Below are 26,370 nucleotides of genomic sequence, written 5' to 3'. Positions count from 1 at the left end.
TTTAATGTTAAGGGCTTATTGTGAATACATCCAAAATTGCATTTATCGGCGCTGGCAATATGGCCAAAGCGATCATCAGCGGGTTGTTGGCTGAAGGGTTTACGCCTGCGCAAATCAGTGCGGCTGGCCCGCGCCTGGAAACACTTAATAAAGTGGCTGATGAATACGGTATTGCCGTGAGTACTGACAATGCCGCGACAGCGGCGGCTGCTGATGTCATTGTGCTGGGTGTAAAACCACAAATGCTTAAAGAAGTCGCACTCGGTTTGCGTGAATCCCTCTCGCACAAACCGCTGATTATTTCGGTTGCCGCGGGCATAACGACCACCAGTATTGCGAGTTGGCTGGGTGAAGATCAAGCGATAGTGCGCTGCATGCCCAACACCCCATCGCAACTGCGTGTGGGAGCGAGTGGTTTATATGCGAACGCGCATGTCAGTGCGGCACAAAAATCCCACGCCAATGCGATCCTCGGCGCGGTGGGTATAGTGCAATGGTTGGATGACGAAAGCTTACTGAATCCAGTTACAGCTGTTTCCGGTTCCGGCCCTGCGTATTTCTTTTTGATGATGGAAGCGATGATCGACGCAGGCGTTGAGTTAGGTTTAACGCGCGAGTGCGCTGCCGAGCTGACCTTGCAAACGGCGCTGGGTGCAGCCATGCTCGCTAAAGACAGTGAATTCGATGTGGCAGAATTGCGTCGCCGCGTCACCTCACCCAAGGGCACTACCGAGCAGGCGATTCTTTCATTTGAGCAAGATAAACTGCGTGCGAGTGTTTTGAAAGCCATGACCGCCTGTTCAAATCGCGCGGTGGAATTATCAGAACTATTAGGCAAGTAATTTTAGGCAAGTAATTCACAAGAAGTAATTTTTTTGCGGTTAACATTTTTTATTGAAATAAATCACCGGAGATTTTCATGTTCGCCAGTATTTTACATTTAATTGCTTATAGTTTGATGTCGCTGTTTCTGGTGATTGTTATTTTGCGTTTTTTACTGCAACTGGTACGCGCGGATTTTTACAATCCGGTCTCCCAGGCGATTGTGAAAATCACTATGCCGCTGTTAAAACCGCTGCGTCGTTTTATTCCGAGTATCGCATCGATTGATACGGCATCGGTCGTATTGATTTTATTGGTGCAATTACTGGCAACGTTTATTTTGTCGCTGATTGTTGGAGTGCCGGGGGTGATGACGAATCCGCTGGTGGTCATCATGTGGGGTTTTGTTGGTGCGCTCACGATGATTTCCGGAATCTTCTTCTGGTGCATGATCATCAGTATTATCGGCAGTTTTATTGCGCCCTTCAGCCATCATCCGCTGCTGACACTGGCCAATCAAATTATTGATCCGCTTGCACGTCCCATCCGCAAAGTGATTCCGCCTTTGGGTGGAATGCTTGATATCTCGCCGATTATTATTTTGCTGGGTTTGAAAGTGGTGGATATGCTAATCGGTCGTCTCGCTTTTTTTGCGGGCGTTGATCCGCGTCTGGTATTGGGATATTGGTAAGAGTATATTGCTCACACTGATAATTTTTTGGCAGCGTGTGGATTATATCCACCGCTGCCATCTTCAATGCCAAGCTATTTGTAAGCCAAATTGTTTTTTAAGATAGCCTTTCTCTTAAGATATCCTTTTCCCGTTGCTGGCAATCAGTAAGTTGACATCAAGTACTCATCAACTTCGCGTTGAATTTTAAATTTACGTTTGCCCAGTTTTTCTTTTGGGCGACTCACATTTTCATGGGAAAAACTGTAGTCATCACTGGCATCGCGACGGCTATTAAAACTGGTGTGCAGATTCTTTTTCCACTTGGATTTTGATGTACCTGGGTTCATGTTTTTATCCTCAGTCAAAATGAAACAACATTAAAATGATTTATACCCATTAGTTGCTGCAAGCTGTTTTAGCCGATTTTTGCAATAACACTTGCAGCGCTAGTGAATATGGTATTTGCAAAGCCAATGCCAGTTTTTATCTTGTTGTTTTTAAAGAATTTTGGTGCGTCCTATGCCCAGTGGTTGTTGGAGAAATTACAATTTATTTTGTTTTTTGAAGGATTTTTAAATGTTCGCTGTTATTTTTCACGCCGAAATCGCGCAGCTTGATGATGAGTATTTTGCGACGGCCAAACAAATGCGCGAGTTGGCGATGACGCACTATGGTTGCCTGGATTTTGTTGCCACTACCGAAGGTGACCGGGAAATTGCCATCTCCTACTGGCCGAGCCTCGAACATATCCGCCTGTGGAAGCAAAACAGCGAACATTTAGGCGCGCAGCAGCAGGGTAGGGCGCGCTGGTATAAGTCTTATAAAGTTGAAGTGGTGGAGGTTATCCGCCGTTACCAGTAGCCTTGATTCGCCAAACTTGGCGCCAAATGTTTCACAAAGTAGCAGTTTCCCGCCTTTTACCCTTCTGAAGTGACCGCTCACTGCTCAAGATCTAGCCACTGGCGTAATTTTCCGCTTTAATGAACCCGCAAAAACAATTATGTAGATTTATGCTGGTTATATCGGTCAGTTATTAAACAATGTAAATAACGCCACATCAGATATTGAGAATCCCGCTATGGACGTGAGATCCCTGCATCGCCAGATGACCCATTACAATCGTTGGAAGCGCCAATTGGACGAGCGCTTGCAACGTTTTGAACACTGGAGCCAGCAACATGATATGTCTGGCGCAAACATGGGCAAAACCCTTCAGCGTGCGCGCCAGTTATTGCGCGGCGAGAGTTTTACCATCGCCTGTGTGGGGGAATTCTCGCGTGGCAAAACCGAATTAATCAATGCATTGTTATACACCGGCGGCGGTCGCCGTTTATTGCCGTCGCAACCGGGCCGCACCACCATGTGCCCGACCGAAATTTTCTGGGATCCCAACCAGCCTGCCAATTGTGTGCGTCTGCTGCCAATCGAAACCCGCCGTACCAATGCCAGCCTGCAAAATTTCAAACGCATTCCGCAAAACTGGGTGACAATCCACTTTAACGCGCAGGATCACGAACAGACTCGCGCCGCAATCAATCAGGTTTCCGCCAGCAAACAAGTCAGTGTGGCCGATGCAGTAAAACTGGGCTTTTCACCGGACGAATTGGGCGAGCGCGATGAAAATGGCATGGTCACTGTACCTGCGTGGCGTCATGCGCTTATCAGTCTCGATCATCCGCTATTGCGTCAGGGCTTACGCATTGTCGATACCCCCGGATTAAACGCGCTGGGCAATGAACCCGAGCTCACGTTAAAAACCTTACCGGATGCGCAGGCGATTTTATTTTTGCTCGGCGCTGATGCCGGTGTCACCGCAAGCGATATGGATATCTGGCGCGAACACATCAAAGTGCTGCGCGATAACAACTGCACCGCCGTTATCGCGCTGCTGAATAAAATTGACAGCCTGTGGGATGACCTCACCCCCGCGCAGGAAATTGAAGCCAATATCAACCAGTTGCGCCAGCTCACTGCGCGCCAATTGGCGTTGTCACCCGAGCACGTAGTGGCGTTGTCAGCCAAACAGGGTTTGCTCGGCAAAGTCGGACGCAATCAAGCGCAATTGCAACGCAGTAATTTTCCGGCGCTTGAACGCATGCTTGCCGAATGTGTTTTGCGTAATCAACAACAAATTATTAATCATCGTTTGATCGGCGACAGTTATGCGATGGTAATTAACGCACGCAATAGTTTGGCACGACGCATCAATGATGCTGAAAAAGAGTTGGCAGAATTGCGCGCTGTTGCACCGGAAGCAGCGAGCGAAAAATTAAATGAATTGCGCGATACGATTCGTCGTTCCCATCATGAATACCATAAACAAGCGCTGTCATTGCGCACCAGTCAACGATTATTGGATTCGCAAAAATTATCCTTGTTAAGTCCGGTTAGTAGCAGCTTGTTGGAAAAACAAATCGCCGATGCGCATACCCGCCTTGCGGAGAGTTGGACCACAGTTGGTCTGGCGCGCGCGATTGGCAGTTTTTTTGATGATGTGGATAGTAACCTGCGTCATCTTGAGCGCGAAATCGAGCGTTGCAATCGTGTGCTGACATCGATTTATGAGCGCCCCGAGCAGACAGCAACGGGTGATGATTTGGTCATGCGCCATTTGTTAAAAATCCAGAAGCAGCGCCACCAGTTGCGTCAATTGCACATCCGTGCCAATGATTTCCGTAAATCGCTCAGCGCCGTATTTACTCATAAAAGTGCGCTGATTAGCCGTTTTATTAATACTCTGGTGCAGGAAGTGCGCGCGGTGTATAGCGATTTGAATCTGCATATCCAGCAGTGGTTGCAAGAAGCGTTAGCGCCGCTGTTCCATCACAACCAATACCAAAAGCAATTGCTCGAACATCACATGCTGCGCTTGACGCAATTGCAAAGCCAGCGCAACACCCACAGTGAACAGTTGGAAATTTTGCAGACGAATTTGTACCAACTGCAGACGGCGCTGGGTAATATTGAACCGCTCTACAAAGAATTATTGAGTACACCGCTGGAGCCGGAATTGATGGCGGATGTGGAGTTGCAGGATTCAATAACTGCTGCGCGTGCACAAGTAGTCTCGATTAACCAGTTGCGGCAATCATTGCGCGCCAATTAAATTTTTTGCTTTGCTAACCACTCACTCACATCTTTACCGAGGGTATTTACACAGCGTTCAAGCACTGTACAAGAGCCTTTGAAACCGGCGCCAAAACCACCGGATGAACTTCTATCGCCAGTGTAGGTGTCGATCAGTTTTCCGTCTTTGAATAATTCTGCGATGATACTGACCGATTTGTGGTGACCAATAAACGCGTTGCCGCTGCTATGGGCATTGGCGATAGTCAGCTTCAGGGTTACACCCACTGCGTTGCCATCAACAGTTTCTTTCTTGATCACTGACCAGCCGTTCTTTTGCACTGCTTCTGCAGTTGAAGCAACCAGTTTGGGGCCGAGGTTGACACATTCGGATTTGATTTTGGTCGCGATTATTTTTTCGTCATGATAGGTGACGGTTTGGTTGATCGTAATATCCGCTGCAAATGCAGCAGGCGTAAATAGCAGAGCAAACGCTAATAGATTTTTGTATTTCATTGTGGGTCCCTTTTATTGTTACTCATCTCAAAAAAATAAAACGCCGCAGGTATGTTGCGGCGTTTTGGAGTATAGCGAGTCGCTCGGTAAGGCGTAAGCTTATTTGAGTTCGACTACATCACCTTTCAACGCTACACCTGACATCAGCGCACCTGAGCCACATTTGAAAGTAGTGCTGCTGGATGTGGTGTTATTGCGATAGTTGGAGCGGATGTTGACCACCGCATTAGCGCCTACGCTTTGCGCGCGGTCGCGCAAGGATTTTATTGCCGATAAAAATGCCCACTCACATGCTTCTTTATCACTTTTGTTTACGCCGTTGGTTTTTTTGTTGGTGCTGTATTCGCTCACATTGCGGCTAACGGCGGGGTGTGGTTGGTCACCAAAATAAAATTTGACATCGGTTCCCAGAATATTTTTGGCCTGCTCTGAGGCGAGTGCGTCGGCGATGGAATAATCGGCAATGTCATCGCGCGCGCTGGCAGTGGTGGCGCAAACGCTGATCAAAAGGGTGCTGATGCTGAGGGTGAGCAATTTCATACCTGACTCCGTGGGTTCAGTTGTTGTGGGAAATAGATCGCAATGAAGCCATCAATACTATGTTATTCAATTCGAGCGGGCGAGCGTCTTGGTAATCCAGCAGGAAATTATGTGTTCTGCCAGGCGTAAGAGTTCACATTTTTGATGCCCGCTTGTATAAAATGGCGCGCCTTACAGGGCACTGCTCATCGGCTTGGGCAATAAATGCAACATGGATTCGCGATAGAACAATAAGCATGGCACTCACCTTCAATATCCTCGATTGGAAAGCCTGGACTCCGGTGCAGAATGATGCTCCGGATGTATCAGTTATTCCTGCCATGTTGCGCCGTCGGCTCAGTCCTTTGGGGCGCGCTGCGTTAAGTGTGATTATGCCGCTCGCAGAAACCCACGGTGCTATGCCGCTGGTGTATGTGTCGCGCCATGGCGACTTTACTCGCACGCTTGGCTTGCTGGAAGATATGGCGAAGAGTGAGCCCTTATCGCCCACGGCCTTTAGCCTGTCGGTACACAATGCGACTGCCGGTTTGTTTTCGATCCAACAGGGGCTTACCAGCAATATCACCGCAATTAGCGGGGGTGCGCAGGAGCTAGTGCCGGCGCTGCTGGAAGCTCTGGGTTTATGTGATGCACAAACCCCGCAAGTGCTCTGTGTTTTTTGCGATGAACCCACCCCTGCAATTTACCAACACCAAGCCGATCAACCCGCGCAGGCCTATGCCGTGGCGCTAATACTGGGCGCCGGGCAGGAGTGGCAATTGGAGTACCTTGGCTCAGGTGCTGTGGATGCATTGGCAGAACCCCAGGCACTGCAATTGTTGCGCATGTTGCAGGGCGAGGTTGCATCCCTGCCGCTCACGCATAACGGGGGCAGCTGGCAATTGCGCCGGTGTTTAGCATGATCGCCCAGCACCTCAATTACGGCTGGCGACTATTTGCTACCGGCCTGAGTTTTGCCCTTTTCGGTATCGGCGGGTTGGTTATCCCGTTGCTGGCGACACCCTGGATCACACTGACCTCAACGACTGCTGCGCGGCGGCAGGAGCGGGCGCGGCTGTTTATCCACCGGACATTTCGCGCCTATATCCATATGATGCGCGTGTTGGGTGTGCTCACTTGGGAGATCAAAGGCGAGGAATTGCTGCGTCGTCCAGGTTTGTTAGTGCTGGCTAACCATCCCTGTTTGATCGATGTGGTGTTTCTGATTGCTTTTATCCCTAACCCTGATTGCATTGTGAAGGGTCGCCTGCTGGCGAATCCGGCAATGCGCGGCTATCTTCGGTTGACCGGCTTTTTGCGCAATGACAGCGGTGCCGAATTGATTGAGGGTGCGCGCACCTCCCTGGCGGCGGGCAGTGCCTTGATTATCTTTCCCGAAGGGACGCGCACTATGCCCGGTGAGCCGCTGCAATTTCAGCGCGGGGCGGCCAATGTAGCGTTGCGGACGCATACGCCGGTCACACCTGTGACCATTTTGTGCCAACCCATCACCCTGAGTAAAAAGCACCGGTGGTATCATGTGCCGCCGCGTAAAGTACATATGACTTTATTAGTGGGCGCAGATATTCCGGTGTCCACCTACGAGCAACAACAACCTGCCTTGGCTGCACGTCAGTTAACCCAAGACCTGCAGGATTACTTCACCGAGGAATTACGAGCAAATGACAAACCTATCTACCGCTGATCTGGCTACGGCTAATCTGGCATTGGAGCTGAAACAGCTCATTATCGACACCCTGGACCTGGAAGATATCAGTGTGGATGCGATCGATGACAACGCGCCGTTGTTTGTCGAAGGCTTGGGGCTGGATTCTATCGATGCGCTGGAATTGGGCGTCGCCTTGCAAAAGCGCTATGGCGTAAAACTGGATGCGGAAGCGGAAGAGACACGCAAGCACTTCGCCAATATCACCAACCTGTGCGCGCTGGTCGCCGCCCGCCGTACCAAGGAGTAATTGCCATGGCTGATAAAAATGCGATTTTCGAGCATGTAGCCACTACTTTGTCCGAATTGTTTGATATAGACCGCTCGAATATCACTTTGCAAAGTCATTTGGGTGAAGACCTGGATATCGATAGCATTGATGCCATCGATCTGGTCGTGGAATTGAAAAAGTACGTGGGGAAGAAAATCAGCCCGGAGGATTTCAAATCGGTGCGCACCGTTGAAGATATAGTCAACGCCGTCGCGGATTTGATGGACAAAGACGCTTAATGAAACCCGCTGGCCGCATACTGACGGTTGCGGTGACAGCACTGCTGCTGCTTTATCCGCTGCTGGTGTATGTCGGCATCGAGCAGTTGGGGCCGCGTATATTGGCGGCCATTTTGCTCGCCGCCGCGCTGGTCAGGTTGATCGCCGCACGCCTGAACGGGCAGGCCTTGGGTAATAGCAGTTGGCTGTTGCTTGCCGCCGCTGCCGCCACCGGTTTAACCCTCGCGACCGGTTCGGTAATTGGGCTCAAGTTTTACCCGGTATTGGTCAGTGCAGTGATGTTGGCGGTGTTTGGCTATAGCCTTTGGCGGCCGCCCAGTATGATCGAGCGGTTTGCGCGCCTGCAGCAGCCGGATTTGCCGGAGCAGGCAATTCTCTACACGCGCAAAGTGACCTGGGTTTGGTGCGGATTTTTTGTGATTAACGGGGCTATTGCCGCCGCCACAGTATTTGCCAGCGACCAGATATGGGCGCTCTACAACGGCCTGCTGTCTTATATCCTGATCGGCCTGTTAGTGGGCGGGGAATATCTGGTGCGCTTGCGGGTGCAGAAAACAATGACATAACAGCTTGCTGATGACAATAACAGCAATCTTTAACATGATTGGCTCAAGTTAACCGATGATCACACCAGTTCGCCACCTTTTTGCCGCGCCCGATGAGGTTTGTGCGGACAGCCTGATTGTCGCCTGCGATGGCGCCGAAATGCTTACTTGGGCGCATTTATGCGCGCGGATCGGAGCGTGGGAGCATGCTCTGGCCGGCGTTGATGGTGAGTTGGTTGCGCTCTACCAGCGCGATAGCCTTGAGTTTATGGCGGCGCTCGTCGCGCTTTGGCGATTGGGCAAACAAGCGTTAGTGCCGGCCAACAACTTGCCGGCAAATTGCGCGCAGTTGGCTGCAATAACATTGCATTTTGCCGGCGATTTCCCATTCGATCAGACTGTCACCGCTGCGCAAACTGCAGGTAAAACCTCCTTGGCTTCTGTGCCAGTGCCCAGTATTAATACGCCGGCGCTGGTTCTGTTCACCTCCGGCTCCACCGGCAACCCCGAGCCTGTCATGAAGACGTTCGCGCAGCTGGAAGCGGAACTCACAGCGCTGGAGCTCCAGTGGGGCGATCAATTGGCAGGCGCCATTATCACCAGTAGCGTCTCCCATCACCATATTTACGGCTTGCTATTCCGTTTGCTCTGGCCAATTTGTGCCGGGCGACCATTCGTTGTGCGCGAGCGCGATTATTGGGAAGAGCTGGCCGATGACGCGCGCCGTTTTCCGCGTGTGGCGATTATCAGTAGTCCGGCGCATTTGAGCCGTATCCCACCGCTCGACTGGCCTGCACAAGCGCAAATTGCGGCGATTTTCTGCTCCGGTGCGCCATTGGCAACTGGCGCTGCCTTGGCCGCAAGCGCCCGCTTTGGTCGGTTAGTAACCGAAGTTTATGGCAGCACCGAAACCGGCGGCATCGGCTGGCGCGAGCAAGATAAAGGCGGCGTCTGGACTTGCCTGCCCGGTGTGCAAATCGCGCTGACTATTAGTGATGACACCGATGGCGAACACCAGCTATTACAAGTGCGTAGCAAACATCTCGCGGACGACAATTGGTACACCAGCGCTGACCGCGCCAGTCTGGATGCCGATGGTCGTTTCAGCCTATGCGGCCGTGCCGACCGTATTGCCAAAGTCGGCGGCAAGCGCATTTCATTGAGCGCAATTGAGCACATCCTTGAGCAGCAACAGGGTGTTGCGCAGGTGCGGGTAATTATGCTGCCCGAGCGTGGCGACCGTTTGGGCGCTGTGGTGGTATTAGATAATGACGGCAACAAGCGCCTGGTCGACCAAGGCAAAAACGGCATCAGCCAGCAGTTTAAAAACGCCTTGGAAAACACGGTGGATCGCGTCGCTATTCCGCGCTATTGGCGCTACCTCGGTGAGTTGCCACGCAACCGGCAGGGCAAGACGACCCAGGCTGATTTAGCGCAATTATTCAGTACTGATGCACTGCCGCGCTTGCCGGAATTGGTCGCGAGTGAGCAAGAGGGCAATGCCCTGCTGCTGAACCTGTTTATCCCTGCCAACCTCTATTATTTTGATGGCCATTTTCCCGGTCGCCCGGTGTTACCCGGTGTGGTCCAGACTCATTGGGCGGTGCATTACGGGCGCGAGCACTGGGGCGATCTCGGCGAATTTACAGCGCTGGAGGCAGTAAAATTCCAGCAAGTAGTCACTGCTAACCAAACCTTGTTGTTGCGACTTGATTACCAACCCGACAAAGGCAAACTCTACTTTACCTACACCAGCGGCAGCGCCGCCGGGCCAATCGCCCATGCAAGCGGCCGGGTGGTATTTGGAAAGGAGCAGGTGTGATGACGCAATTTATTCCCTGCGCACTGGTGCCGGTCTACAACCATCAACAAGTATTAGCACAAACGGTCGCCGATATCCGCCATTTTGGCCTACCCATTATCCTGGTTGATGACGGCAGCAATGAGCTGTGCAAACGTGTGATACGCGAGCTGGCTGCCATTGATGTGCGGGTACATCTGATTGAGCGCCCCATTAATGGCGGCAAAGGGGCGGCGCTCAAAACCGGCCTGCAATCTGCTGCGCAATTGGGTTTTAGCCATGCGTTGCAAATTGATGCCGACGGCCAACACAACAGCGCCGATATTCCGCGCTTCCTGCAATTGGCTGAAGCCGCGCCCGGGACTCTGATCGCCGGCATGCCGGAGTACGATGCCAGTGTACCCAAGGGGCGCTTGTATGGCCGGTATCTCACCCATGCGTGGGTGTGGATTAACACCTTGTCGCTGGATATCACCGATTCCATGTGCGGTTTCCGCGTCTACCCGGTAGGACGCAGCAATAATCTGATCGCCGCTGAACCTATGGGCGACCGGATGGATTTCGATACTGAATTTATGGTGCGCTGGCACTGGCGCCATTGGCCGATCCGGCAGGTATCCACACGCGTGATTTATCCGGAGCAGGGCGTTTCGCACTTCCGTGTGTGGCGCGATAACAAGCTGATTTCCTGGATGCACACCCGCCTGTTCTTCGGCATGCTCTGGCGTTTGCCGCGTATCCTGATCAACAAATTCCGTGCGGAGGTTGCGTGAGCCAACAACCGGATTCCCCCGAGTCAAGCAAACCAGCACATTGGTCGCAGGTGTCCGAGGCGGGCGCCTTGATTGGTATGCGCTTCCTGTTTGCCTGTTTCAAGCTGGGTGGACGGCCGCTGTTCAGGCTGGTGTTGGCGCCGGTGATTCTTTACTTTTTCCTGTTCCGCAAACAGGCGCGCGCAGCGTCGCTGGATTATCTGCGCCGGTTACAGCGCTCCGGCGCCTTGGCGGGCAGTTCGCTGCTGTGGCTGAGCGCAAAACATTTCTGGAGTTTTGGCAACGCGCTGATCGATAAATTAGCCGTGTGGATGGGGCAGATCCCGCGCGAGCAAGTCCAGATCCATGGCGATGAAATCATCTTCCAACTGCGTGCGCGCAAACAGGGCTGCGTGTTGGTCATCTCACATTTAGGCAATTTTGAAATCTGCCGCTGCTTATCGGCGCGCCATCCAGGCATACGTTTGACGGTATTGATGCACACCAAACACGCACAAAAATTTAATCGCTTGATGCAGGAGAAGGCGAGCGCAAGCCAACTGGATATCCTGCAAGTTACCGAGATCACTCCCGCTACCGCGATGTTGCTGAGTGAGCGGATTGAGCAGGGCGAGTTTGTGGCGATCGCGGGCGATCGGGTGCCGATCAGCAATCCGGAAAATTCCCTGCTGGTGGATTTCCTCGGTGATAAAGCGCCGCTGCCGCTCGGGCCTTTTACCCTCGCGAGTATTTTGCGCGCGCCGCTGATCTCGCTGTTTTGCATGCGCGAGGGCTCGGGTTTCGGTATCTATTTCAAACAGTTAAGCGGCGACGAACTGGTGCCGCGCCGGCAGCGGCAACAGCATTTACAGCAATTGGCACAAGCTTATGCGACTCAGTTGGAACACCATTGCCGCCGGCAACCGCTGCAATGGTTTAATTTTTTTGATTTTTGGCATTTGCCACAGGCATCTGCGCAGCCTGATGCTTTGCCCCAGCCACAAGACTCTCTATTACAAGATAAGGGAACCCCATGAGCCAGTCCGCTACACCCCTGCTATTAGATGAGCAGCGATTGTCGATTGAAGATGTCCTTGCCATCGCGCATCAGCGCTGTACCTGTGAGCTGAGTGACGCGCCGGATTTTGTCCAGCGCATTGAGCAGGGCGCGCGCTTTCTCGACCGCTTGTTGCAGGAAGATGGTGTGATTTACGGCGTGACCACTGGCTATGGCGATTCCTGTACCACCCATATCCCGCGCGATCTTATCGAGCAGCTGCCACAACATTTGTACACTTTCCACGGCTGTGGCTTGGGTGCCGAACTTTCGCCCACCGCCGGTCGCGCGGTACTCGCCGTGCGCCTGACCTCGCTCACCCGCGGTTACTCGGGCGTGAGCTACGCCTTGCTGCAACAGCTCACCCGTTTGTTGCAGAAAGACATAGTGCCGATTATTCCGGAAGAAGGCTCGGTCGGCGCCAGCGGCGACCTCACTCCGCTGTCCTACGTGGCGGCGGTACTCTGCGGTGAGCGTGAGGTTTATTACCAGGGCAAACGCCGCAAGACTGCCGACGTATTTGCCGAGCTGGATATCAAACCGCTCAAGCTGCGCCCGAAAGAAGGCTTGGCGCTGATGAACGGTACGGCGGTGATGACTGCGCTCGCCTGTCTCGCCTATGAGCGCACTGCCTATCTCGCCCAGTTAGCGACCCGCATTACCGCCCTGAATACCATCGCGACCCAGGGTAATGCCCATCACTTTGATGAGCTGTTGTTTGCGGTCAAACCCCATCCCGGCCAGCAACAAGTCGCAGCCTGGTTGCGCGAAGACCTCCATGCCGGTGAGCCGCCGCGCAATCCCAACCGTTTACAAGATCGCTATTCGTTGCGCTGTGCACCCCATGTAATTGGGGTAACCACCGACAGCCTGCCTTGGTGGCGCCAGTTTATTGAGAACGAACTTAACAGCGCTAACGACAACCCGATTATCGACGGCGCAGGCGAGCATGTATTACACGGCGGCCATTTCTACGGCGGCCATATCGCGTTTGTCATGGATACTATGAAGAATGCGGTCGCCAATATCGCCGATTTGCTTGACCGACAGTTGGCGCAGTTGGTCGATACCAAGTTCAACCACGGTTTACCGGCCAATCTTTCCGGTGCGCCTGAAGCTCGCCGCGCGATCAACCACGGTTTTAAAGCCGTGCAGATCGGTGTATCCGCCTGGACCGCCGAAGCGCTCAAATTGACCATGCCGGCGAGCGTGTTTTCACGCTCCACCGAATGCCACAACCAGGACAAAGTGAGCATGGGTACCATCGCCGCGCGGGATTGCCTAAGGGTGCTGCAATTGACTGAACAAGTGGCGGCGGCGGTATTGCTCGCGGCTTGCCAGGGCTTGGAACTGCGCCAGCAGACGGGCACCAGCGAACATTTGATCGAAGGTGGTGTTAAAACCACCTTCGAAGAAATCCGCGCCCAGCATCCATTTTTAACGGAAGACCGCGCCTTGGAAGGCGAGCTGCGTACGTTAATTGTGCGCATCCAGCAACAGGGTTTGAGCCTTTATTAAGGTTGAGGTATTTATGGCTTCATCTAAAAATCTGCCGGAAAACTGGAGCGCCAGCGTTGAGATCGACGTGCCGTTCCACGATGTGGACATGATGGAAGTGGCATGGCACGGCCACTACGTGCGCTATTTTGAGATCGCCCGCTGCAAGCTGTTCGACCAGTTGGATTACAACTATCCCCAGATGCGCGATTCCGGCTACGCCTGGCCGGTCATCGACTTGCATGTGCGCTACGTGCAGCCGCTGCATTTCCAGCAAAAAGTGACGGTTACTGCCTGGATCGTCGAGTGGGAAAACCGCCTGCGCGTGCAATATCTGATCAGTGATTCCGCCACCGGCACTCGCCTGACCAAAGGCCATACGGATCAAGTCGCGATTGATATGAAAACCAGGGAATTAATGCTGGCGACGCCGGCAATCTTGCTGGAAAAATTAGGGATTACGGCATGAAAATCAAATTGATGGTGGGTATCGTATTTGTCCTGTCGCTGCTGGCTGGATCTGTTTATAGCGAAACCTTACCCAAGGAATTGCCGAAGGACTCGCCAAAAGAGTTGTCGACAGAAAAAGCCGATGCGCTGCTGGCGCAACTCGCGCAACGCAGCCAGGCAATCCAATCGCTGGAAGGGACTTTTGCGCAGCAGAAAACCATTGCCGTTTTACCGGTGCCGCTCAGTTCCAATGGCCGCTTTTCTTTTGAGCAAGGTAAAGAAGTGGTGTGGGAAACCCTGCTGCCGGTGCAGAACCGTCTGACACTGACCCCCAGCGGTATCAGCTTTGCGAATGGCGATAGTGATGTAAAAGGTGAGCAGAAAAACCCGGCGCAGGCGCAACAAGCCGGAACGGAAATCGTCGCCAAAATCTTTATGGGGGTGATTGCCGGTGAGCTGGATAGTTTGCAGGATTACTTCACCCTGAGCGCGGCGGGTACGACAGCTGACTGGCAGATCCAGTTAGTGCCGCGCTCGGCCAACCTTTCAGCCTATATCGCCACTATCGAGCTGCGCGGCGGCGAATTTACCGAGCATCTGGATATCGCCGAAGCCAATGGCGACAAAACCCATATCGTCTTCACCGCCAATAAAGTAGTGCGCAAACCGGCTGTGCAGGCGAAACCTTAATGACCCAACCTGCAATCATCGTTCAGGAGCATAAGCAGCTCAACCGGATCTATGCCTTGGTCTGGTTGCTGGTGCTGTGCGCCTGCGCGGTATTTTGCGCGCGCGAAGTGACGACCGCTCAACCCTTTCACAGCAACCTGCTGGAATTGCTTCCGCGCGACGAGCGCAATCCGGTATTGCACGAATTAAGTGTGCTGCTGGCGAGCCGTTTTCAGGACAAATTACTGGTGCTGGTCAGCAGTGATGACCGCCCCCAGGGGCTGGCGCAAGCGCAGGATTTACAGGCGCGGCTGCTGGCATCGGCGCGCCTCGCCCCCGAGCAACCGGGAGCGGGTTTGCAGCAGGAATTACTGGCGCTCTATCGCCCCTTCAGCCAGCAATTGCTGGATGTGCAAAGTCGCCAATGGCTGCAAAACCACAGCCCGGTAGAATTGGCGGAGCAGACATATCGCGAGTTGTTTAATCCGGTGGCCGCACCGCGCCCCTTCGGTTTTGCGGAAGATCCTTTCAATCTCGGTGGCCGCTGGCTGAGCAGCCTTGCCCCGCGAATCAGCCTGCAGGAATACCAGGGTTTTCCGCTGGTTGAGGTTGCGCGCGACGGCACGCAGCAAAGCTGGTTATTAGTGACCGCCAAACTGAAAGACAGCCCCTTCAATGTAGAAGTGCAGCAGGACGTGACCGGCGCGGTGCAAGCCTTCCGCCAAGCCTGGCCGGATGCCCAATTGCTCACCTCCGGCATGATTTTCCATGCGGCAGCGGGCACCGAGCAGGCGACCAATGAGATCAACACTGTCGGCCTGGGTTCTACCCTTGGTATTATCACCATGGTACTACTGGTTTTTCGTCGTATTACACCCCTGGTGGCGGTGATGCTGACCATGACCAGCGCCTATGTGCTGGCATTGACCGTGAGTTTACTGGTGTTCGGGCGCATCCACATTATTACCCTCGCGTTCGGCAGCACCTTATTGGGGGTGGCGGGCGATTACGTGCTGCACTTTTTGGTCGGCAGCCAGCGCGAGGGCAGTGGTCTCGCGGCGCGCCATCATTTGCGCTACGCCATGGCGATAGGTGCGCTCACCGGCATGAGCGCCTATTTGCTGCAATTTGCTACGCCCTTTCCCGGATTACAGCAGATGGCGGTGTTCTGTTCCGCCGGTATTTTCGGTGCCTGGATGACCGTGCTCGCGCTGGCACCTTACTACAAGGTGACGCCCGCGACCCAACATATGCCGCTGATTGCCGCCGAGCGGTTTTTCCGTGTCGGGCAGTGGTTTTATCGCCCGCTTTGGCATAACTGTTTTTGGGTTGGCGTTGTGCTGGTGGGGATTCTGGCGGTGGCGCTGGTGGCAATCCTGCGCGGCGGTGTTAACGACGCGGTGATCAATCTCAATACCTCGCCCAAAGCATTGTTGCAGTCCGAGCAACAGGTACAGCAAATCTTGCAGCAGTCGTCAGTGAGCCAATTTTTCTATATCGAAGCGGACTCGCCCGAGCAATTGTTGGTTCGTACCCAGCAGCTCAATGAGCATCTGGCTGAACTGAAGCAGGATGGTTTGCGTTGGCAGAGCATCGCGCAATACTTGCCGTCCGCCGCACAGCAGGCGACAGATCGCCAACTGGTGGCCGATAAGCTCTACGGCGAACAAGGCGCCCTGACCTTGTTGTGCCAGAAGCTGGGCACCCAGTGTCAGGCGCCTATCTTAAGTGAGCACTCGCTTACTCCAAATGCCATTGATGCCAGCACCTTTGCTGAACTCCTGCCGCCTATGCAGCAACAGGGCAGCGGCTGGCGCACGCTGGTGACGGTGAGCGGTGAACTTCATAGTGCCGGGTTGATTGCGGTTGCCAGGCAAGTCGACGGGGTGATGCTGGTTAACCAAGCCGAGGATTTATCCCAGCTGCTCGGGCGCTATCGCACCAGTGTCAGTGAGCTGTTGGCGCTGACCCTGATATTGCTCGCAGTCGGTTTGGCGCTGCGCTATCGCCACCACAGTTGGCGCATGTTGCTGCCGCTGATGTTGGCGATGACGCTTGCCTTGGGTTGCGCAGCGATGGACGGTATTACCCTGTTCCATGTGATGGCGCTGCTGCTGGTGATCGGGATCGGGCTGGACACGGCGGTGTTTTATACCGAGGGTGGCTTTACGCCGGAATCCTGGCTTGCGTCAAGTCTGGCCTGCGGCACATCAATCCTCGCATTTGGTTTGCTATCATTAAGCGCTGTACCTGTTCTGCATCAATTCGGCCTGATTATTTTGGTGGGAATATTGGGCTGTTGGCTGCTTACGCCGTTATTTTTTCGCCCGGCATCCATTGCGCCGGTGTGGTAACCCGCAATCATTAAAGAGAATCCCTGATGAGTATCCAGATCCACACGGCTGACGTTGCAGTTGTTGGCGCCGGCCCTTCCGGCGCTATTGTTAGTGCCTTACTCCATCGCCAGGGGCACAAGGTTGTTGTTATCGAGCGCCAGCACTTCCCGCGCTTTTCCATCGGCGAAAGCCTGCTGCCGCAGTGCATGGAATTTATCGCCGAGGCGGGCATGCTCGACGCGGTCAATAATGCCGGTTTCCAATTCAAAAACGGCGCCGCCTTTACCCACAACGGCAACTACAGCTTTTTCGATTTTACCGACAAGTTTTCCCCCGGACCCGGTACTACCTTTCAAGTACAGCGCGCGGCATTCGATCATTTGCTCGCTTCGGAAGCGGAAAAGCAGGGCGTAGAAATCCGCTACGGCCACGGCCTGACCGCGCTCGAATTCAATGACGCTGGCGCCGCGCTGCACGTGCAGCCGGACAGCGGTGATGCCTACCAGCTCAACGCGCGTTTTGTGCTGGATGCCTCCGGTTTTGGCCGTGTATTGCCGCGTTTGCTGGAGCTGGAGTTGCCCTCCAATTTCCCGTTGCGCTCCGCCGTGTTTACCCATATTCAGGACAATATCGACAGTGCTGTCCACCCCAGCCTGCCGGAACACGACCGCAACAAGATCCTGATCACTGTGCACCCTGAGCACAATGATGTGTGGTTCTGGTTGATTCCGTTCGCCGGTGGCCGCTGTTCGCTCGGTGTGGTGGGCGAGAGCTATTACTTTGAAAACAAAAGGTTTGAAGGTAAAGAGGATTTGAAAGCCTGCCTGCAAACCTTCGTGAATGAGACAACCGATCTCGGCCCGCTGCTGCGCAATGCCGTATTCGATACACCGGTGCAAAAACTCGGCGGCTACGCCTGCAATGTGAAATCCCTGTGGGGTAAAAACTTCGCCTTGCTCGGCAATGCCGGTGAGTTCCTCGATCCGGTATTCTCCTCGGGCGTGACCATCGCGATGAAATCCGCGAGCCTCGCCGCGCCATTGGTAGATCGCCAGCTCAAGGGCGAAAGCGTGGATTGGGAAAACGAATACGCCATCCCGCTCAAGCGCGGCGTGGACACCTTCCGCCAGTACGTGAGTGGCTGGTACGACGGTCGCTTCCAGGATGTGGTGTTTTTCCGCCAGGACAAAGCCTCGCCCACCATCAGCCGCATGATCAGCTCGATCCTCGCCGGTTACGCCTGGGACATCAATAATCCCTTTGTCGCTGAACCCGGGCGCCGCCTGAATACGCTGGTGGAACTTTGTCGCGACTAATCCATTACGGGGCGATTGTCCTGCTGGTGCTTATCGCCAGCGGTTGTGTTAGCCGTCAGGTGCAAACTCTGGTGGATTTGCCGCTGCCCGCGACTCCGGCGAGCAATTGCTGCTGGCAGGCGTTGCAGCGACTGGACATCCGTTATCAGGAACAGACTTACCAACTTGCAGGCGCCCTGGCACAGACCCCGGCTGGCACCACTCTGGTGTTGCTCGATCCACTCGGCCGCCGTTTGTTATCAGTACAACAGCAGGGCGATGCGCTGCAAACCTGGCGTTCGCCGGAATTGCCAGAGGGTTTGCCCGAGCGCTTCCTGCTCGCCAGCAGCATGCTGGTCTGGTGGCCGCTGGCCGATTGGCAAACTACGCTGCAATCAACCCCCGAGTGGCAAGTCAGTAACACAGTAGACCAGCGTGTGCTGATCCATCGTGGCCGTCCGATTATCACTGCCAGCTATGGCCCTGCGCCGGTTTCGGTGGTTGCGGGTATGACACAAAAGACGGTCGGGCAGGCAGAGGTAGTTGTACTGCAACACCAACTCCAATCCATGACCATCACGATTGCGACCGAGCGGCTGGAGCCAGTGCGATGACACCCAGTGCAATGACGACCTCCATTTATTTGCATCACGCATCGGCGATCTGCGCGCTGGGTAATGATATCCACAGTATCAACTCACGTTTGTTTAGTGATCAGCCTTCACCACTGGTGATGACCGATGCCTACAGCGCCGGTCGCCCCTTGCCGCTGGGTTTGGTGAATGAGCTTCCGCTAGCGGCGGATACCCGCAATAACTCGCTGATTCATGCCGCGCTCGCGCCGATGCGCACCGGGATTGAAACATTAAAGCAGCGTTTTGGTGTCGGTCGCATCGGCGTAGTGCTGGGCAGTAGTACCTCCGGGATTGCCGAGGGCGAAGCCGCCGTTGCCCATCACCTGCAATATGGCGAATTGCCTGTGGCCTATCACTACGGCCAGCAGGAAATAGCCGCGCCTTCCACCTACGTCGCCACTGAATTGCAACTGCAAGGGCCAGCCTGGACTATCTCCACCGCCTGTACTTCCGGCGCTAAAGCGATTGCCAGCGGCGCGCGTTTGCTGCAATTGGGCGTGTGCGATGCGGTGATCGTCGGCGGCGCCGACAGCTTGTGTAAATTGACGGTGGAAGGGTTTTTGTCGCTCGCCGCCGTGAGCGATGAACTGTGCAACCCGTTCAGCCTGAACCGCAAAGGGATCAATATCGGCGAGGCGGCGGCCCTGATGATTCTCAGCCGCGAACCCGGTTTGGTACGGCTGGCCGGTGTCGGTGAAACTTCCGATGCACACCATATTTCCGCCCCCGAACCCGAAGGGCGCGGTGCGGAAGCGGCGATGCGCGCGGCACTTGCGCAAGCCGGATTGGCGCCGACGGACATCGGCTATATCAATTTGCACGGCACCGCGACCGAGCAGAACGACCGCATGGAAAGCCTTGCGGTCGCGCGCGTTTTTGGCAATAACCCCGCCATCGCCTGCAGCTCGACCAAATCACTTACCGGCCATACCCTCGGCGCTGCCGGCGCACTTGAGGCAATATTCTGTTATCTCAGCCTGGTGCGCGGTGATGGCCAACTGCCGCCCCAGGTGGGTGATGGGATAAAAGATCCGCAATTGGCCGCATTAGCGGGCTTGGGAGTGCGCCAATTAAACCAGCCGCTGCAGTATGCGATGAGCAATTCCTTCGCCTTTGGCGGTAACAATATTTCCCTGATTTTGGAGCGCAGCCATGGCTGAGGCGAGCCAATTTCCATGCTATTCGTTTGAGTCAGTCGTCCCCCACACCGGCACTATGGTGCTGCTCGACCAGATCGACCACTGGGATGAAACCGGGCTGCAAGCATCGGTGACCGTCCGCGCCGACGCGCCTTTTGTCGATGCCAATGGCATGCCCGCCTGGGTGGGGATCGAGCTTATGGCGCAGACTATCGCCGCTTTCGGCGGGTGCTGCGCGCGCCGTGCCAGCCAGCCGGTGAGGATTGGTTTTCTGATCGGCAGTCGCCGTTACACGGCCAGCCAGGTGTATTTCCCCATCGGTGCACAACTGCAAGTGAATGTAAAAGAGATCATTTCCGGCGAGCAGGGATTGAGCGTATTCGAATGTATCCTGCAAGGGCCGGGCGATATCAGCGCCAGCGCCAATATCAACGTTTTTCAGCCAGAAGATCCGGAGCAGTTCCTGCAATCCGGACAAGTGGGTCAAGGAGCAAAACTATGACGAACAATAATTCCAATCTCAGCATTCTGGTGACCGGCTCCAGTCGCGGCATTGGCAAGGCGATCGCCCTTTCATTGGCCGATGATGGTTATGAAATGGTACTGCACTGCCGCTCCCGGCGCGAGCAGGCTGAAGCTGTTGCCGGCGAGATCACACAAGCGGGCGGCCGGGCGCGGGTTCTGCAGTTCGATGTGTCTGACCGCGCCCAGACCAAAGCCATTTTGGAAGCCGATGTAGAAGCCAACGGCGCCTATTACGGTGTAGTGTGTAATGCCGGTATCGCGCGTGACAATGCTTTTCCCGCCATGACCGGCGAGGAGTGGGATTCGGTCATCCATACCAATCTCGACAGTTTCTACAATGTGCTCAACCCGCTTATTATGCCGATGGTGCGCCGTCGCCAAGCTGGCCGCATCATTACACTCGCCTCGGTATCCGGGTTGATCGGCAATCGCGGACAGGCTAACTATGCCGCCGCCAAAGCCGGTATCATTGCCGCCAGCAAATCGCTCGCCATCGAATTGGCCAAGCGCGAAATCACCGTCAATTGCGTCGCCCCCGGTTTGATTGAGACCGAGATGGTCGACGAGGTGCCGCTCGAAGAGGCGCTCAAAATGATCCCGGCGCGCCGGGTCGGCAAGCCGGAAGAGGTGGCGGCACTGGTGAAATTTTTAATGACTCCTGCGGCGGCCTATATCACCCGCCAGGTGATTTCGGTCAATGGAGGCCTGTGTTAATGAAGCGCGTTGTAGTCACTGGCATGGCCGGTATTTCTCCCATCGGTTGCAGTTGGGAACAGGTCAAGGCGAACCTGCTGGAAGGTAAAACCGGTATTCGCCATATGGCCGAGTGGGACAGGTTTCGCGACTTTAATACCCGTCTTGGCGCGCCGGTGGCGGATTTCGAAAAACCCGCCCATTTCAACCGTCGCCTCACCCGCAGCATGGGGCGCGTCGCCCTGATGGCTACTGCCGTTACCGAACAAGCACTGGCCGATGCCGGTTTGCTCGGCGATGAAAGTATCCAGGACGGGCGCATGGGGGTGAGCTACGGTTCGTCCACCGGCAGCCCCGATGCGATTACCGATTTCGGCTATATGTTGCTGGAAGGCGATGCCGCCGGCATCAACGCCAACTCCTATTTGAAGATGATGAGCCACACGGCGGCGGTCAATATCGGTGTCTTTTTCCAACTGAAAGGCCGCGTGATCCCGACCTCCAGCGCCTGTACTTCCGGCAGCCAGGGCATTGGCTATGCCTACGAGGCGATCAAATACGGCAAGCAAAAGCTGATGGTTGCCGGCGGTGCCGAAGAGCTGTGCCCGACCGAAGCTGCCGTGTTCGATACCCTGTTTGCCACCAGTACCCGCAACGATGCACCCCATACCTCGCCACGCCCCTTTGACCGCGCCCGCGATGGTCTGGTGATTGGTGAAGGGGCAGGCACATTGATCCTCGAAGAACTTGAGCATGCGCAGGCGCGCGGCGCGCGGATCTACGCCGAGCTGATCGGCTTTGGTACCAATTCCGATGGCACTCACGTCACCCAACCGCAATCCGAAACCATGCGTCTCGCGATGCAAATGGCGCTCGACGATGCCGGATTGACGCCGGATGCCATCGGCTATATCAGCGCCCACGGCACCGCGACCGATCGCGGCGATATTGCCGAAAGCCACGCGACCCATGCGCTCTTTGGCAGCAACACGCCCATCAGCGCCTTCAAGAGTTTTACCGGCCACACCCTAGGTGCCTGCGGTGCCCTGGAGGCTTGGACCAGCATCAAAATGATGCACGATAACTGGTTCCACGGCACCGCCAACTTGCAGGAGATCGACCCCAATTGTGCACCGCTCGATTACCTCACCGGCACCGGGCGTGAGATCAACACCGACATCATCATGAGCAACAACTTTGCCTTTGGTGGGATCAACACCTCGCTGATTTTCAAACGCTGGTAGCAACCGGCTTTGTGTTAAGTGCCGGCCGCGTTTACGGCCGGCGTATTTTTATGATAAGGAGATAGGCCTATGTTGTTACGTTCGTTATTACGATTGTCGCTACGCCCGCTGTTAATGGGGGCCGCGCTGGTAGTTGCCGGTGTTGTCCAGGCTGCGCCGGAGACCCCGGAAGAGTTTGTAAAAGTATTCCAGTCGGGCGGTCAGCTTGAGCAGGAAAAAGCGGCACAAGCCTTGGAGTGGGCGGGTATTTCATCACCGCAATTGTTCGACCTGGTCGAAGCTGCCGCACTTAAATCGTTGCCACAGGCAACTGATAAGGTGACTATCAACTACGTCGCCCATTTGACCAAGGCATTGGCTTATTCCGGCAACGAAAAATACCGCGCGACCATTGAAAAAATCATCGCCGAAGCACCGCATAAAAAATTGAAAAAACACGCGGAACAGGCGCTTCCTAATCTGGCGGTTTACGCAAAACTGAACCCGCTGATTGCACCGCAATCCTGGCCTGCAGCAGCTCATCCATCGCTTAACCAGCGCCTTGCCAATATGCTGAAAAGTGACAATACCGACCTTGTCCGTCTTGCAGCCAAACGTGTCCATTACAGCCAGGACTATCAACCGGAGTTGATGGTATTGCTGAATGGCACCATCGAGAAAAACTACCAGCAAACGCTAGAGCGCGAGCGTCTGGATGCGATTGCCTGGGCAGCGCGTGCATTGGCAGGCAGCCGCAACCTGGAGTACAAACCGACTATTGAAAAGGTCGCCGCCGAAGCTACCGATAAGAAATTGCGTAAGTACGCCACGAAATACTTGGGGTACTACGGCAAATAATCGATTCTGATAACAGAAGAGCCAGGCAGCGATGCCTGGCTTTTTTATTTATGGCGCGACCATTTGGGGAGGATTAGTCGCGGCGCCCGAAATACCACGCTAACCTTGCAGCTACAGGCCGCTCTCTTTAGACTTGCGCCATTTGGAATCATGCCGAGACACCCATGCCAAACCAGATGCCTGCCGATTCGGTAGGTCTTGTCACTCCCCAAACCCATCACTTCACCGCGCCGCTGTTGCTGGCCTGCGGCAGGACGCTTGATGAGTACGAATTGGTCTACGAAACCTACGGCCAGTTGAATGCAGCAAAATCCAATGCCGTGCTGATTTGCCACGCGCTGTCCGGCCATCACCACGCGGCCGGTTATCACAGCATGGATGACAAACGTCCCGGCTGGTGGGATGCCTATATCGGCCCCGGCAAACCTATCGACACCAATAAATTTTTCGTCGTTGCGCTCAATAACCTCGGCGGCTGCCACGGTTCGACTGGTCCGCGCTCGGTCAACCCGGCAACCGGCAAAGCCTGGGGTGCCGACTTCCCGATGATCCGCGTGCGCGATTGGGTGGCGAGCCAGGCGCGCTTGGCCGATGTATTGGGTATTGATGTGTGGGCGGCGGTTATTGGCGGTAGCCTCGGCGGCATGCAGGTAATGCGCTGGGCGCTCGATTTTCCACAGCGCATCCGCCACGCGGTGGTCATCGCTTCGGCGATGAAACTCACCGCACAAAATATTGCATTTAATGAAGCGGCACGCAAAGCGATTATCAGCGACCCGAATTTTTGCGATGGCGATTACATCGAGCACAACACCCTGCCCAAAAACGGGTTGGCGGTTGCGCGCATGATCGGCCACATCACTTATCTTTCCGATTTTGCGATGGGCGAAAAGTTTGGCCGCGATCTGCGCAGCGGCAGTTTTGAACTCGGCAGCGATGAGCCGGTGGAATTCCAGATCGAAAGTTACCTGCGCTACCAGGGCGATAGCTTTGCCAATACCTTTGATGCGAATTCTTATATCCGCATCACCAAAGCGCTGGATTATTTTGATCTCGCGCGCGAATACGGCGACGATCCGGTCAGTGCATTTAAACAAACCAACGCAAAATTTTTGGTTGTCTCATTCAGCACCGATTGGCGTTTTGCACCTGAGCGCTCGCATGAAATTGTCAACGCACTGGTCGGCGCCAATCGTTCGGTCACTTACGCCGAAATAGAATCCAAACACGGTCACGATGCTTTTTTATTACCCGATGAACGCTACGAACAAGTGTTCAAACGTTATCTCGCTGGTGTGAGTGTGTGACATGCGTATAGATCTCAATGAAATCCAACATTGGATACAACAAGATAGCCGCATTCTCGACCTGGGTTGTGGCGATGGCACACTGCTGAAATTTTTGATCGATACCAAACAAGTACAAGGCTACGGTTTGGAAATTGATGCAGCGCAAATCAATACTTGTATCGATAAAGGTTTAAATGTAATCGAACAAAACCTTGACCGCGGTTTGGGTAATTTTGCCGATAAAAGTTTTGACACCGTATTGATGACCCAGGCATTGCAAACATTACACTTCCCGCATCTGGTATTGGATGAAATGTTGCGTGTCGGCAAAGAATGCATAGTGACCTTTCCCAACTTCGGCCATTGGAAAGCGCGCTTCTATTTAGCCACGCGCGGCCGTATGCCGGTGTCAGATTTATTGCCTTACGAATGGTACGACACACCGAACATCCACTTCTGTACGTTCAAAGATTTTGAAGTCCTTTGCCGCGAGCGCAATATCAAAGTCATTCATCGGCAAGTCGTGAACGAACAATCCGGCCAAACCTTAAAAGATTTTATGCCCAACCTGTTTGGCGAGACGGCGATTTATCATTTGAGCAAATAACTCACAGACCATTTACGGGAATTGATATGAAAAAGTTATTACAAGGTCTTCTGCTGGGTTTGGTTGCTGCAACAACCCAGGCACAAATCGATCAACCAAAAGAAATCAGCACTACACAAGCCTTCGGCGATTACACGGTGCATTACAACGTTTTTAACAGCACTGATATTCCTGCAAAAGTTGCCGAAGCTTACAAACTGGTGCGTGGTAAAGACCGTGCTTTAGTCAATATCAGCCTGACTAAAACTGAAAATGGCCAGACCAGTTTGGGATTGCCGGCAAAAATCAGCGGTGCCACAAAAAATTTGATGCAGCAAACACAAGCGCTCAATTTTATCGAAATTAAAGAAGGCAGCGCGACTTACTACATAGCACCGCTGGTATTCAACAATGAAGAGGTTCTGCATTTTGATATTAAAGTGAGTGCAGACACCAATAGTAAACCTTTGACGATTAATTTTAATCGCACGCTCTATACAGAGTAAATACGATTAGTCTGCATGCAAAGGCGCCAAGAGGCGCCTTTTCTTTCACTGCATTGTTAATATAAATTGGGTTTTATGATGAAAAAAATTGTCCTTGCCAGCGGTAACGCAGGAAAGTTGCGCGAGTTCAAGCAATTGTTGAACGGCTTTGGTTTTGAGGTAGTGCCGCAATCGGATTTTTTTAGCGAGAATGCGGAAGAAACCGGCTTAACGTTTGTGGAAAATGCCATCATCAAAGCGCGTTATGCCTGCGCAAAAACCGGGTTGCCTGCTATCGCCGATGATTCCGGTATTGAAGTCGATGCACTTAATGGTCGTCCGGGAATTTATTCTGCGCGCTACGCGGGTGAAGGTGCAAAAGATGCGGACAACAATAAAAAATTACTGCAAGAATTGGCAGGCACTCCAGAACCGCAACGCACAGCGCGTTACCATGCAGTGCTGGCGTTTATGCGTCACGCGGAAGATCCGACCCCCATTTTATGTCACGGTACATGGGAAGGCGTGATTCTTAGCGAGCCGCGCGGCGAAGGTGGTTTTGGTTACGATCCATTATTTTTTGTGCCCAGCCACAATTGCGCTTCCGCAGAATTGGATAAGGCAGAAAAAAACCGTATCAGCCATCGCGGCAAAGCTATGCAGGAATTGTTGCAAAAATTATCTACGCTGACCGGTAGCTAAA

At 53.9% G+C, this 26,370-nt stretch carries 30 protein-coding genes; 27 read left to right on the top strand and 3 right to left on the bottom strand.

The window, feature by feature from the left end:
* The first annotated feature begins 20 nt into the window (after nt 1–20).
* Nucleotides 21–842, top strand: a complete 822-nt coding sequence (gene proC, locus AC1RJL_RS15275; protein WP_492915523.1) for a pyrroline-5-carboxylate reductase — start codon at nt 21–23, stop codon at nt 840–842.
* A gap of 77 nt (nt 843–919) precedes the next feature.
* The gene (locus tag AC1RJL_RS15270) at nt 920–1,513 is read left to right on the top strand and encodes a YggT family protein (RefSeq protein ID WP_492915522.1); all 594 of its coding nucleotides are present in this window, start codon (nt 920–922) and stop codon (nt 1,511–1,513) included.
* Between the two features lie 143 nt (nt 1,514–1,656).
* On the opposite strand, the gene AC1RJL_RS15265 is transcribed toward AC1RJL_RS15270, so the two are convergent.
* Nucleotides 1,657–1,842 (bottom strand): hypothetical protein, encoded by a 186-nt coding sequence (locus AC1RJL_RS15265; RefSeq protein WP_492915520.1) that lies wholly within the window; start codon nt 1,840–1,842, stop codon nt 1,657–1,659.
* Between the two features lie 229 nt (nt 1,843–2,071).
* Between AC1RJL_RS15265 and AC1RJL_RS15260 the strand changes: the two genes are divergently transcribed.
* Together AC1RJL_RS15260 and AC1RJL_RS15255 are read left to right on the top strand one after the other, a co-directional pair.
* Nucleotides 2,072–2,356, top strand: a complete 285-nt coding sequence (locus AC1RJL_RS15260) for an antibiotic biosynthesis monooxygenase family protein (RefSeq protein ID WP_492915518.1) — start codon at nt 2,072–2,074, stop codon at nt 2,354–2,356.
* Between the two features lie 217 nt (nt 2,357–2,573).
* Entirely contained in the window at nt 2,574–4,601 is a 2,028-nt protein-coding gene (locus AC1RJL_RS15255) for a dynamin family protein (protein ID WP_492915516.1), read from the top strand.
* On the opposite strand, the gene AC1RJL_RS15250 is transcribed toward AC1RJL_RS15255, so the two are convergent.
* Both AC1RJL_RS15250 and AC1RJL_RS15245 read right to left on the bottom strand, forming a co-directional pair.
* The gene (locus AC1RJL_RS15250; RefSeq protein ID WP_492915514.1) at nt 4,598–5,077 is read right to left on the bottom strand and encodes a hypothetical protein; all 480 of its coding nucleotides are present in this window, start codon (nt 5,075–5,077) and stop codon (nt 4,598–4,600) included. The genes AC1RJL_RS15255 and AC1RJL_RS15250 overlap by 4 nt on opposite strands.
* Nucleotides 5,078–5,176: 99 nt before the next feature.
* Complete coding sequence (locus AC1RJL_RS15245; protein WP_492915512.1) at nt 5,177–5,617, bottom strand: YbjQ family protein; 441 nt, start codon at nt 5,615–5,617, stop codon at nt 5,177–5,179.
* A 236-nt stretch (nt 5,618–5,853) separates the two neighbouring features.
* Between AC1RJL_RS15245 and AC1RJL_RS15240 the strand changes: the two genes are divergently transcribed.
* From AC1RJL_RS15240 to AC1RJL_RS15130, 23 genes are all read left to right on the top strand, one after another.
* On the top strand, nt 5,854–6,519 hold the full coding sequence (locus AC1RJL_RS15240; RefSeq protein WP_492915510.1) for a beta-ketoacyl synthase chain length factor: 666 nt from the start codon (nt 5,854–5,856) through the stop codon (nt 6,517–6,519).
* Nucleotides 6,516–7,301 (top strand): lysophospholipid acyltransferase family protein, encoded by a 786-nt coding sequence (locus AC1RJL_RS15235; protein ID WP_492915508.1) that lies wholly within the window; start codon nt 6,516–6,518, stop codon nt 7,299–7,301. The genes AC1RJL_RS15240 and AC1RJL_RS15235 overlap by 4 nt, the downstream gene beginning before the upstream one ends.
* Complete coding sequence (locus AC1RJL_RS15230) at nt 7,279–7,572, top strand: phosphopantetheine-binding protein (RefSeq protein ID WP_492915506.1); 294 nt, start codon at nt 7,279–7,281, stop codon at nt 7,570–7,572. The genes AC1RJL_RS15235 and AC1RJL_RS15230 overlap by 23 nt, the downstream gene beginning before the upstream one ends.
* Nucleotides 7,573–7,577: 5 nt before the next feature.
* Complete coding sequence (locus tag AC1RJL_RS15225; protein WP_492915504.1) at nt 7,578–7,832, top strand: acyl carrier protein; 255 nt, start codon at nt 7,578–7,580, stop codon at nt 7,830–7,832.
* Nucleotides 7,832–8,398: a COG4648 family protein gene (locus AC1RJL_RS15220; RefSeq protein ID WP_492915502.1), complete on the top strand. Its 567-nt coding sequence runs from the start codon at nt 7,832–7,834 to the stop codon at nt 8,396–8,398. Before AC1RJL_RS15225 ends, AC1RJL_RS15220 begins: the two co-directional genes overlap by 1 nt.
* A 55-nt stretch (nt 8,399–8,453) precedes the next feature.
* Nucleotides 8,454–10,199 (top strand): ApeI family dehydratase, encoded by a 1,746-nt coding sequence (locus AC1RJL_RS15215; protein ID WP_492915500.1) that lies wholly within the window; start codon nt 8,454–8,456, stop codon nt 10,197–10,199.
* On the top strand, nt 10,199–10,951 hold the full coding sequence (locus AC1RJL_RS15210; protein ID WP_492915498.1) for a glycosyltransferase family 2 protein: 753 nt from the start codon (nt 10,199–10,201) through the stop codon (nt 10,949–10,951). Before AC1RJL_RS15215 ends, AC1RJL_RS15210 begins: the two co-directional genes overlap by 1 nt.
* Nucleotides 10,948–11,967 (top strand): lysophospholipid acyltransferase family protein, encoded by a 1,020-nt coding sequence (locus tag AC1RJL_RS15205; RefSeq protein WP_492915496.1) that lies wholly within the window; start codon nt 10,948–10,950, stop codon nt 11,965–11,967. The genes AC1RJL_RS15210 and AC1RJL_RS15205 overlap by 4 nt, the downstream gene beginning before the upstream one ends.
* Nucleotides 11,964–13,505 carry an HAL/PAL/TAL family ammonia-lyase gene (locus tag AC1RJL_RS15200; RefSeq protein ID WP_492915494.1) on the top strand — a complete coding sequence of 514 codons (1,542 nt, stop codon included), beginning with the start codon at nt 11,964–11,966 and terminating at the stop codon, nt 13,503–13,505. The genes AC1RJL_RS15205 and AC1RJL_RS15200 overlap by 4 nt, the downstream gene beginning before the upstream one ends.
* Before the next feature lie 13 nt (nt 13,506–13,518).
* Nucleotides 13,519–13,953 carry an acyl-CoA thioesterase gene (locus tag AC1RJL_RS15195; RefSeq protein WP_492915492.1) on the top strand — a complete coding sequence of 145 codons (435 nt, stop codon included), beginning with the start codon at nt 13,519–13,521 and terminating at the stop codon, nt 13,951–13,953.
* Nucleotides 13,950–14,624 (top strand): LolA family protein, encoded by a 675-nt coding sequence (locus AC1RJL_RS15190; RefSeq protein ID WP_492915490.1) that lies wholly within the window; start codon nt 13,950–13,952, stop codon nt 14,622–14,624. The genes AC1RJL_RS15195 and AC1RJL_RS15190 overlap by 4 nt, the downstream gene beginning before the upstream one ends.
* Nucleotides 14,624–16,957, top strand: coding sequence for an MMPL family transporter (locus tag AC1RJL_RS15185; protein ID WP_492915489.1), 2,334 nt, complete (start codon nt 14,624–14,626; stop codon nt 16,955–16,957). Before AC1RJL_RS15190 ends, AC1RJL_RS15185 begins: the two co-directional genes overlap by 1 nt.
* A gap of 26 nt (nt 16,958–16,983) precedes the next feature.
* Complete coding sequence (locus AC1RJL_RS15180) at nt 16,984–18,255, top strand: NAD(P)/FAD-dependent oxidoreductase (protein ID WP_492915487.1); 1,272 nt, start codon at nt 16,984–16,986, stop codon at nt 18,253–18,255.
* On the top strand, nt 18,243–18,848 hold the full coding sequence (locus AC1RJL_RS15175) for a DUF3261 domain-containing protein (protein ID WP_492915485.1): 606 nt from the start codon (nt 18,243–18,245) through the stop codon (nt 18,846–18,848). The genes AC1RJL_RS15180 and AC1RJL_RS15175 overlap by 13 nt, the downstream gene beginning before the upstream one ends.
* On the top strand, nt 18,845–20,029 hold the full coding sequence (locus AC1RJL_RS15170; protein ID WP_492915483.1) for a beta-ketoacyl-ACP synthase: 1,185 nt from the start codon (nt 18,845–18,847) through the stop codon (nt 20,027–20,029). The genes AC1RJL_RS15175 and AC1RJL_RS15170 overlap by 4 nt, the downstream gene beginning before the upstream one ends.
* Nucleotides 20,022–20,510, top strand: a complete 489-nt coding sequence (locus AC1RJL_RS15165; RefSeq protein WP_492915481.1) for a hotdog family protein — start codon at nt 20,022–20,024, stop codon at nt 20,508–20,510. Before AC1RJL_RS15170 ends, AC1RJL_RS15165 begins: the two co-directional genes overlap by 8 nt.
* Nucleotides 20,507–21,247, top strand: coding sequence for a 3-oxoacyl-ACP reductase FabG (gene fabG / locus AC1RJL_RS15160; protein ID WP_492915479.1), 741 nt, complete (start codon nt 20,507–20,509; stop codon nt 21,245–21,247). Before AC1RJL_RS15165 ends, fabG begins: the two co-directional genes overlap by 4 nt.
* Nucleotides 21,247–22,470: a beta-ketoacyl-ACP synthase gene (locus AC1RJL_RS15155; protein ID WP_492915477.1), complete on the top strand. Its 1,224-nt coding sequence runs from the start codon at nt 21,247–21,249 to the stop codon at nt 22,468–22,470. The genes fabG and AC1RJL_RS15155 overlap by 1 nt, the downstream gene beginning before the upstream one ends.
* A 69-nt stretch (nt 22,471–22,539) precedes the next feature.
* Entirely contained in the window at nt 22,540–23,307 is a 768-nt protein-coding gene (locus AC1RJL_RS15150) for a hypothetical protein (protein WP_492915475.1), read from the top strand.
* Between the two features lie 164 nt (nt 23,308–23,471).
* Nucleotides 23,472–24,614: a homoserine O-succinyltransferase MetX gene (gene metX, locus AC1RJL_RS15145; RefSeq protein WP_492915473.1), complete on the top strand. Its 1,143-nt coding sequence runs from the start codon at nt 23,472–23,474 to the stop codon at nt 24,612–24,614.
* A gap of 1 nt (nt 24,615) precedes the next feature.
* The gene (gene metW, locus AC1RJL_RS15140; protein WP_492915471.1) at nt 24,616–25,203 is read left to right on the top strand and encodes a methionine biosynthesis protein MetW; all 588 of its coding nucleotides are present in this window, start codon (nt 24,616–24,618) and stop codon (nt 25,201–25,203) included.
* A 26-nt stretch (nt 25,204–25,229) separates the two neighbouring features.
* A complete protein-coding gene (locus tag AC1RJL_RS15135; protein WP_492915469.1) occupies nt 25,230–25,688 on the top strand; it encodes a DUF4426 domain-containing protein in 459 nt (152 codons plus the stop codon).
* A 75-nt stretch (nt 25,689–25,763) separates the two neighbouring features.
* Nucleotides 25,764–26,369 carry an XTP/dITP diphosphatase gene (locus AC1RJL_RS15130; protein WP_492915467.1) on the top strand — a complete coding sequence of 202 codons (606 nt, stop codon included), beginning with the start codon at nt 25,764–25,766 and terminating at the stop codon, nt 26,367–26,369.
* The last annotated feature ends 1 nt before the right edge of the window (nt 26,370 follow it).

The sequence above is a fragment of the Cellvibrio sp. GW822-FHT04B05 genome (genome assembly GCF_058800985.1).
The sequence above is the reverse complement of the archived record's forward strand: the minus strand, read 5'-3'. Positions and strand labels throughout refer to the sequence as shown.

Coding starts and splice junctions, on each gene's coding strand:
- AC1RJL_RS15270 (WP_492915522.1), top strand. CDS start 920: ATGTTCGCCAGTATTTTACATTTAATTGCTTATAGTTTGATGTCGCTG.
- AC1RJL_RS15265 (WP_492915520.1), bottom strand. CDS start 1,842: ATGAACCCAGGTACATCAAAATCCAAGTGGAAAAAGAATCTGCACACC.
- AC1RJL_RS15260 (WP_492915518.1), top strand. CDS start 2,072: ATGTTCGCTGTTATTTTTCACGCCGAAATCGCGCAGCTTGATGATGAG.
- AC1RJL_RS15255 (WP_492915516.1), top strand. CDS start 2,574: ATGGACGTGAGATCCCTGCATCGCCAGATGACCCATTACAATCGTTGG.
- AC1RJL_RS15250 (WP_492915514.1), bottom strand. CDS start 5,077: ATGAAATACAAAAATCTATTAGCGTTTGCTCTGCTATTTACGCCTGCT.
- AC1RJL_RS15245 (WP_492915512.1), bottom strand. CDS start 5,617: ATGAAATTGCTCACCCTCAGCATCAGCACCCTTTTGATCAGCGTTTGC.
- AC1RJL_RS15240 (WP_492915510.1), top strand. CDS start 5,854: ATGGCACTCACCTTCAATATCCTCGATTGGAAAGCCTGGACTCCGGTG.
- AC1RJL_RS15235 (WP_492915508.1), top strand. CDS start 6,516: ATGATCGCCCAGCACCTCAATTACGGCTGGCGACTATTTGCTACCGGC.
- AC1RJL_RS15230 (WP_492915506.1), top strand. CDS start 7,279: ATGACAAACCTATCTACCGCTGATCTGGCTACGGCTAATCTGGCATTG.
- AC1RJL_RS15225 (WP_492915504.1), top strand. CDS start 7,578: ATGGCTGATAAAAATGCGATTTTCGAGCATGTAGCCACTACTTTGTCC.
- AC1RJL_RS15220 (WP_492915502.1), top strand. CDS start 7,832: ATGAAACCCGCTGGCCGCATACTGACGGTTGCGGTGACAGCACTGCTG.
- AC1RJL_RS15215 (WP_492915500.1), top strand. CDS start 8,454: ATGATCACACCAGTTCGCCACCTTTTTGCCGCGCCCGATGAGGTTTGT.
- AC1RJL_RS15210 (WP_492915498.1), top strand. CDS start 10,199: ATGACGCAATTTATTCCCTGCGCACTGGTGCCGGTCTACAACCATCAA.
- AC1RJL_RS15200 (WP_492915494.1), top strand. CDS start 11,964: ATGAGCCAGTCCGCTACACCCCTGCTATTAGATGAGCAGCGATTGTCG.
- AC1RJL_RS15195 (WP_492915492.1), top strand. CDS start 13,519: ATGGCTTCATCTAAAAATCTGCCGGAAAACTGGAGCGCCAGCGTTGAG.
- AC1RJL_RS15190 (WP_492915490.1), top strand. CDS start 13,950: ATGAAAATCAAATTGATGGTGGGTATCGTATTTGTCCTGTCGCTGCTG.
- AC1RJL_RS15185 (WP_492915489.1), top strand. CDS start 14,624: ATGACCCAACCTGCAATCATCGTTCAGGAGCATAAGCAGCTCAACCGG.
- AC1RJL_RS15180 (WP_492915487.1), top strand. CDS start 16,984: ATGAGTATCCAGATCCACACGGCTGACGTTGCAGTTGTTGGCGCCGGC.
- AC1RJL_RS15170 (WP_492915483.1), top strand. CDS start 18,845: ATGACACCCAGTGCAATGACGACCTCCATTTATTTGCATCACGCATCG.
- AC1RJL_RS15165 (WP_492915481.1), top strand. CDS start 20,022: ATGGCTGAGGCGAGCCAATTTCCATGCTATTCGTTTGAGTCAGTCGTC.
- fabG (WP_492915479.1), top strand. CDS start 20,507: ATGACGAACAATAATTCCAATCTCAGCATTCTGGTGACCGGCTCCAGT.
- AC1RJL_RS15155 (WP_492915477.1), top strand. CDS start 21,247: ATGAAGCGCGTTGTAGTCACTGGCATGGCCGGTATTTCTCCCATCGGT.
- AC1RJL_RS15150 (WP_492915475.1), top strand. CDS start 22,540: ATGTTGTTACGTTCGTTATTACGATTGTCGCTACGCCCGCTGTTAATG.
- metX (WP_492915473.1), top strand. CDS start 23,472: ATGCCAAACCAGATGCCTGCCGATTCGGTAGGTCTTGTCACTCCCCAA.
- metW (WP_492915471.1), top strand. CDS start 24,616: ATGCGTATAGATCTCAATGAAATCCAACATTGGATACAACAAGATAGC.
- AC1RJL_RS15135 (WP_492915469.1), top strand. CDS start 25,230: ATGAAAAAGTTATTACAAGGTCTTCTGCTGGGTTTGGTTGCTGCAACA.
- AC1RJL_RS15130 (WP_492915467.1), top strand. CDS start 25,764: ATGATGAAAAAAATTGTCCTTGCCAGCGGTAACGCAGGAAAGTTGCGC.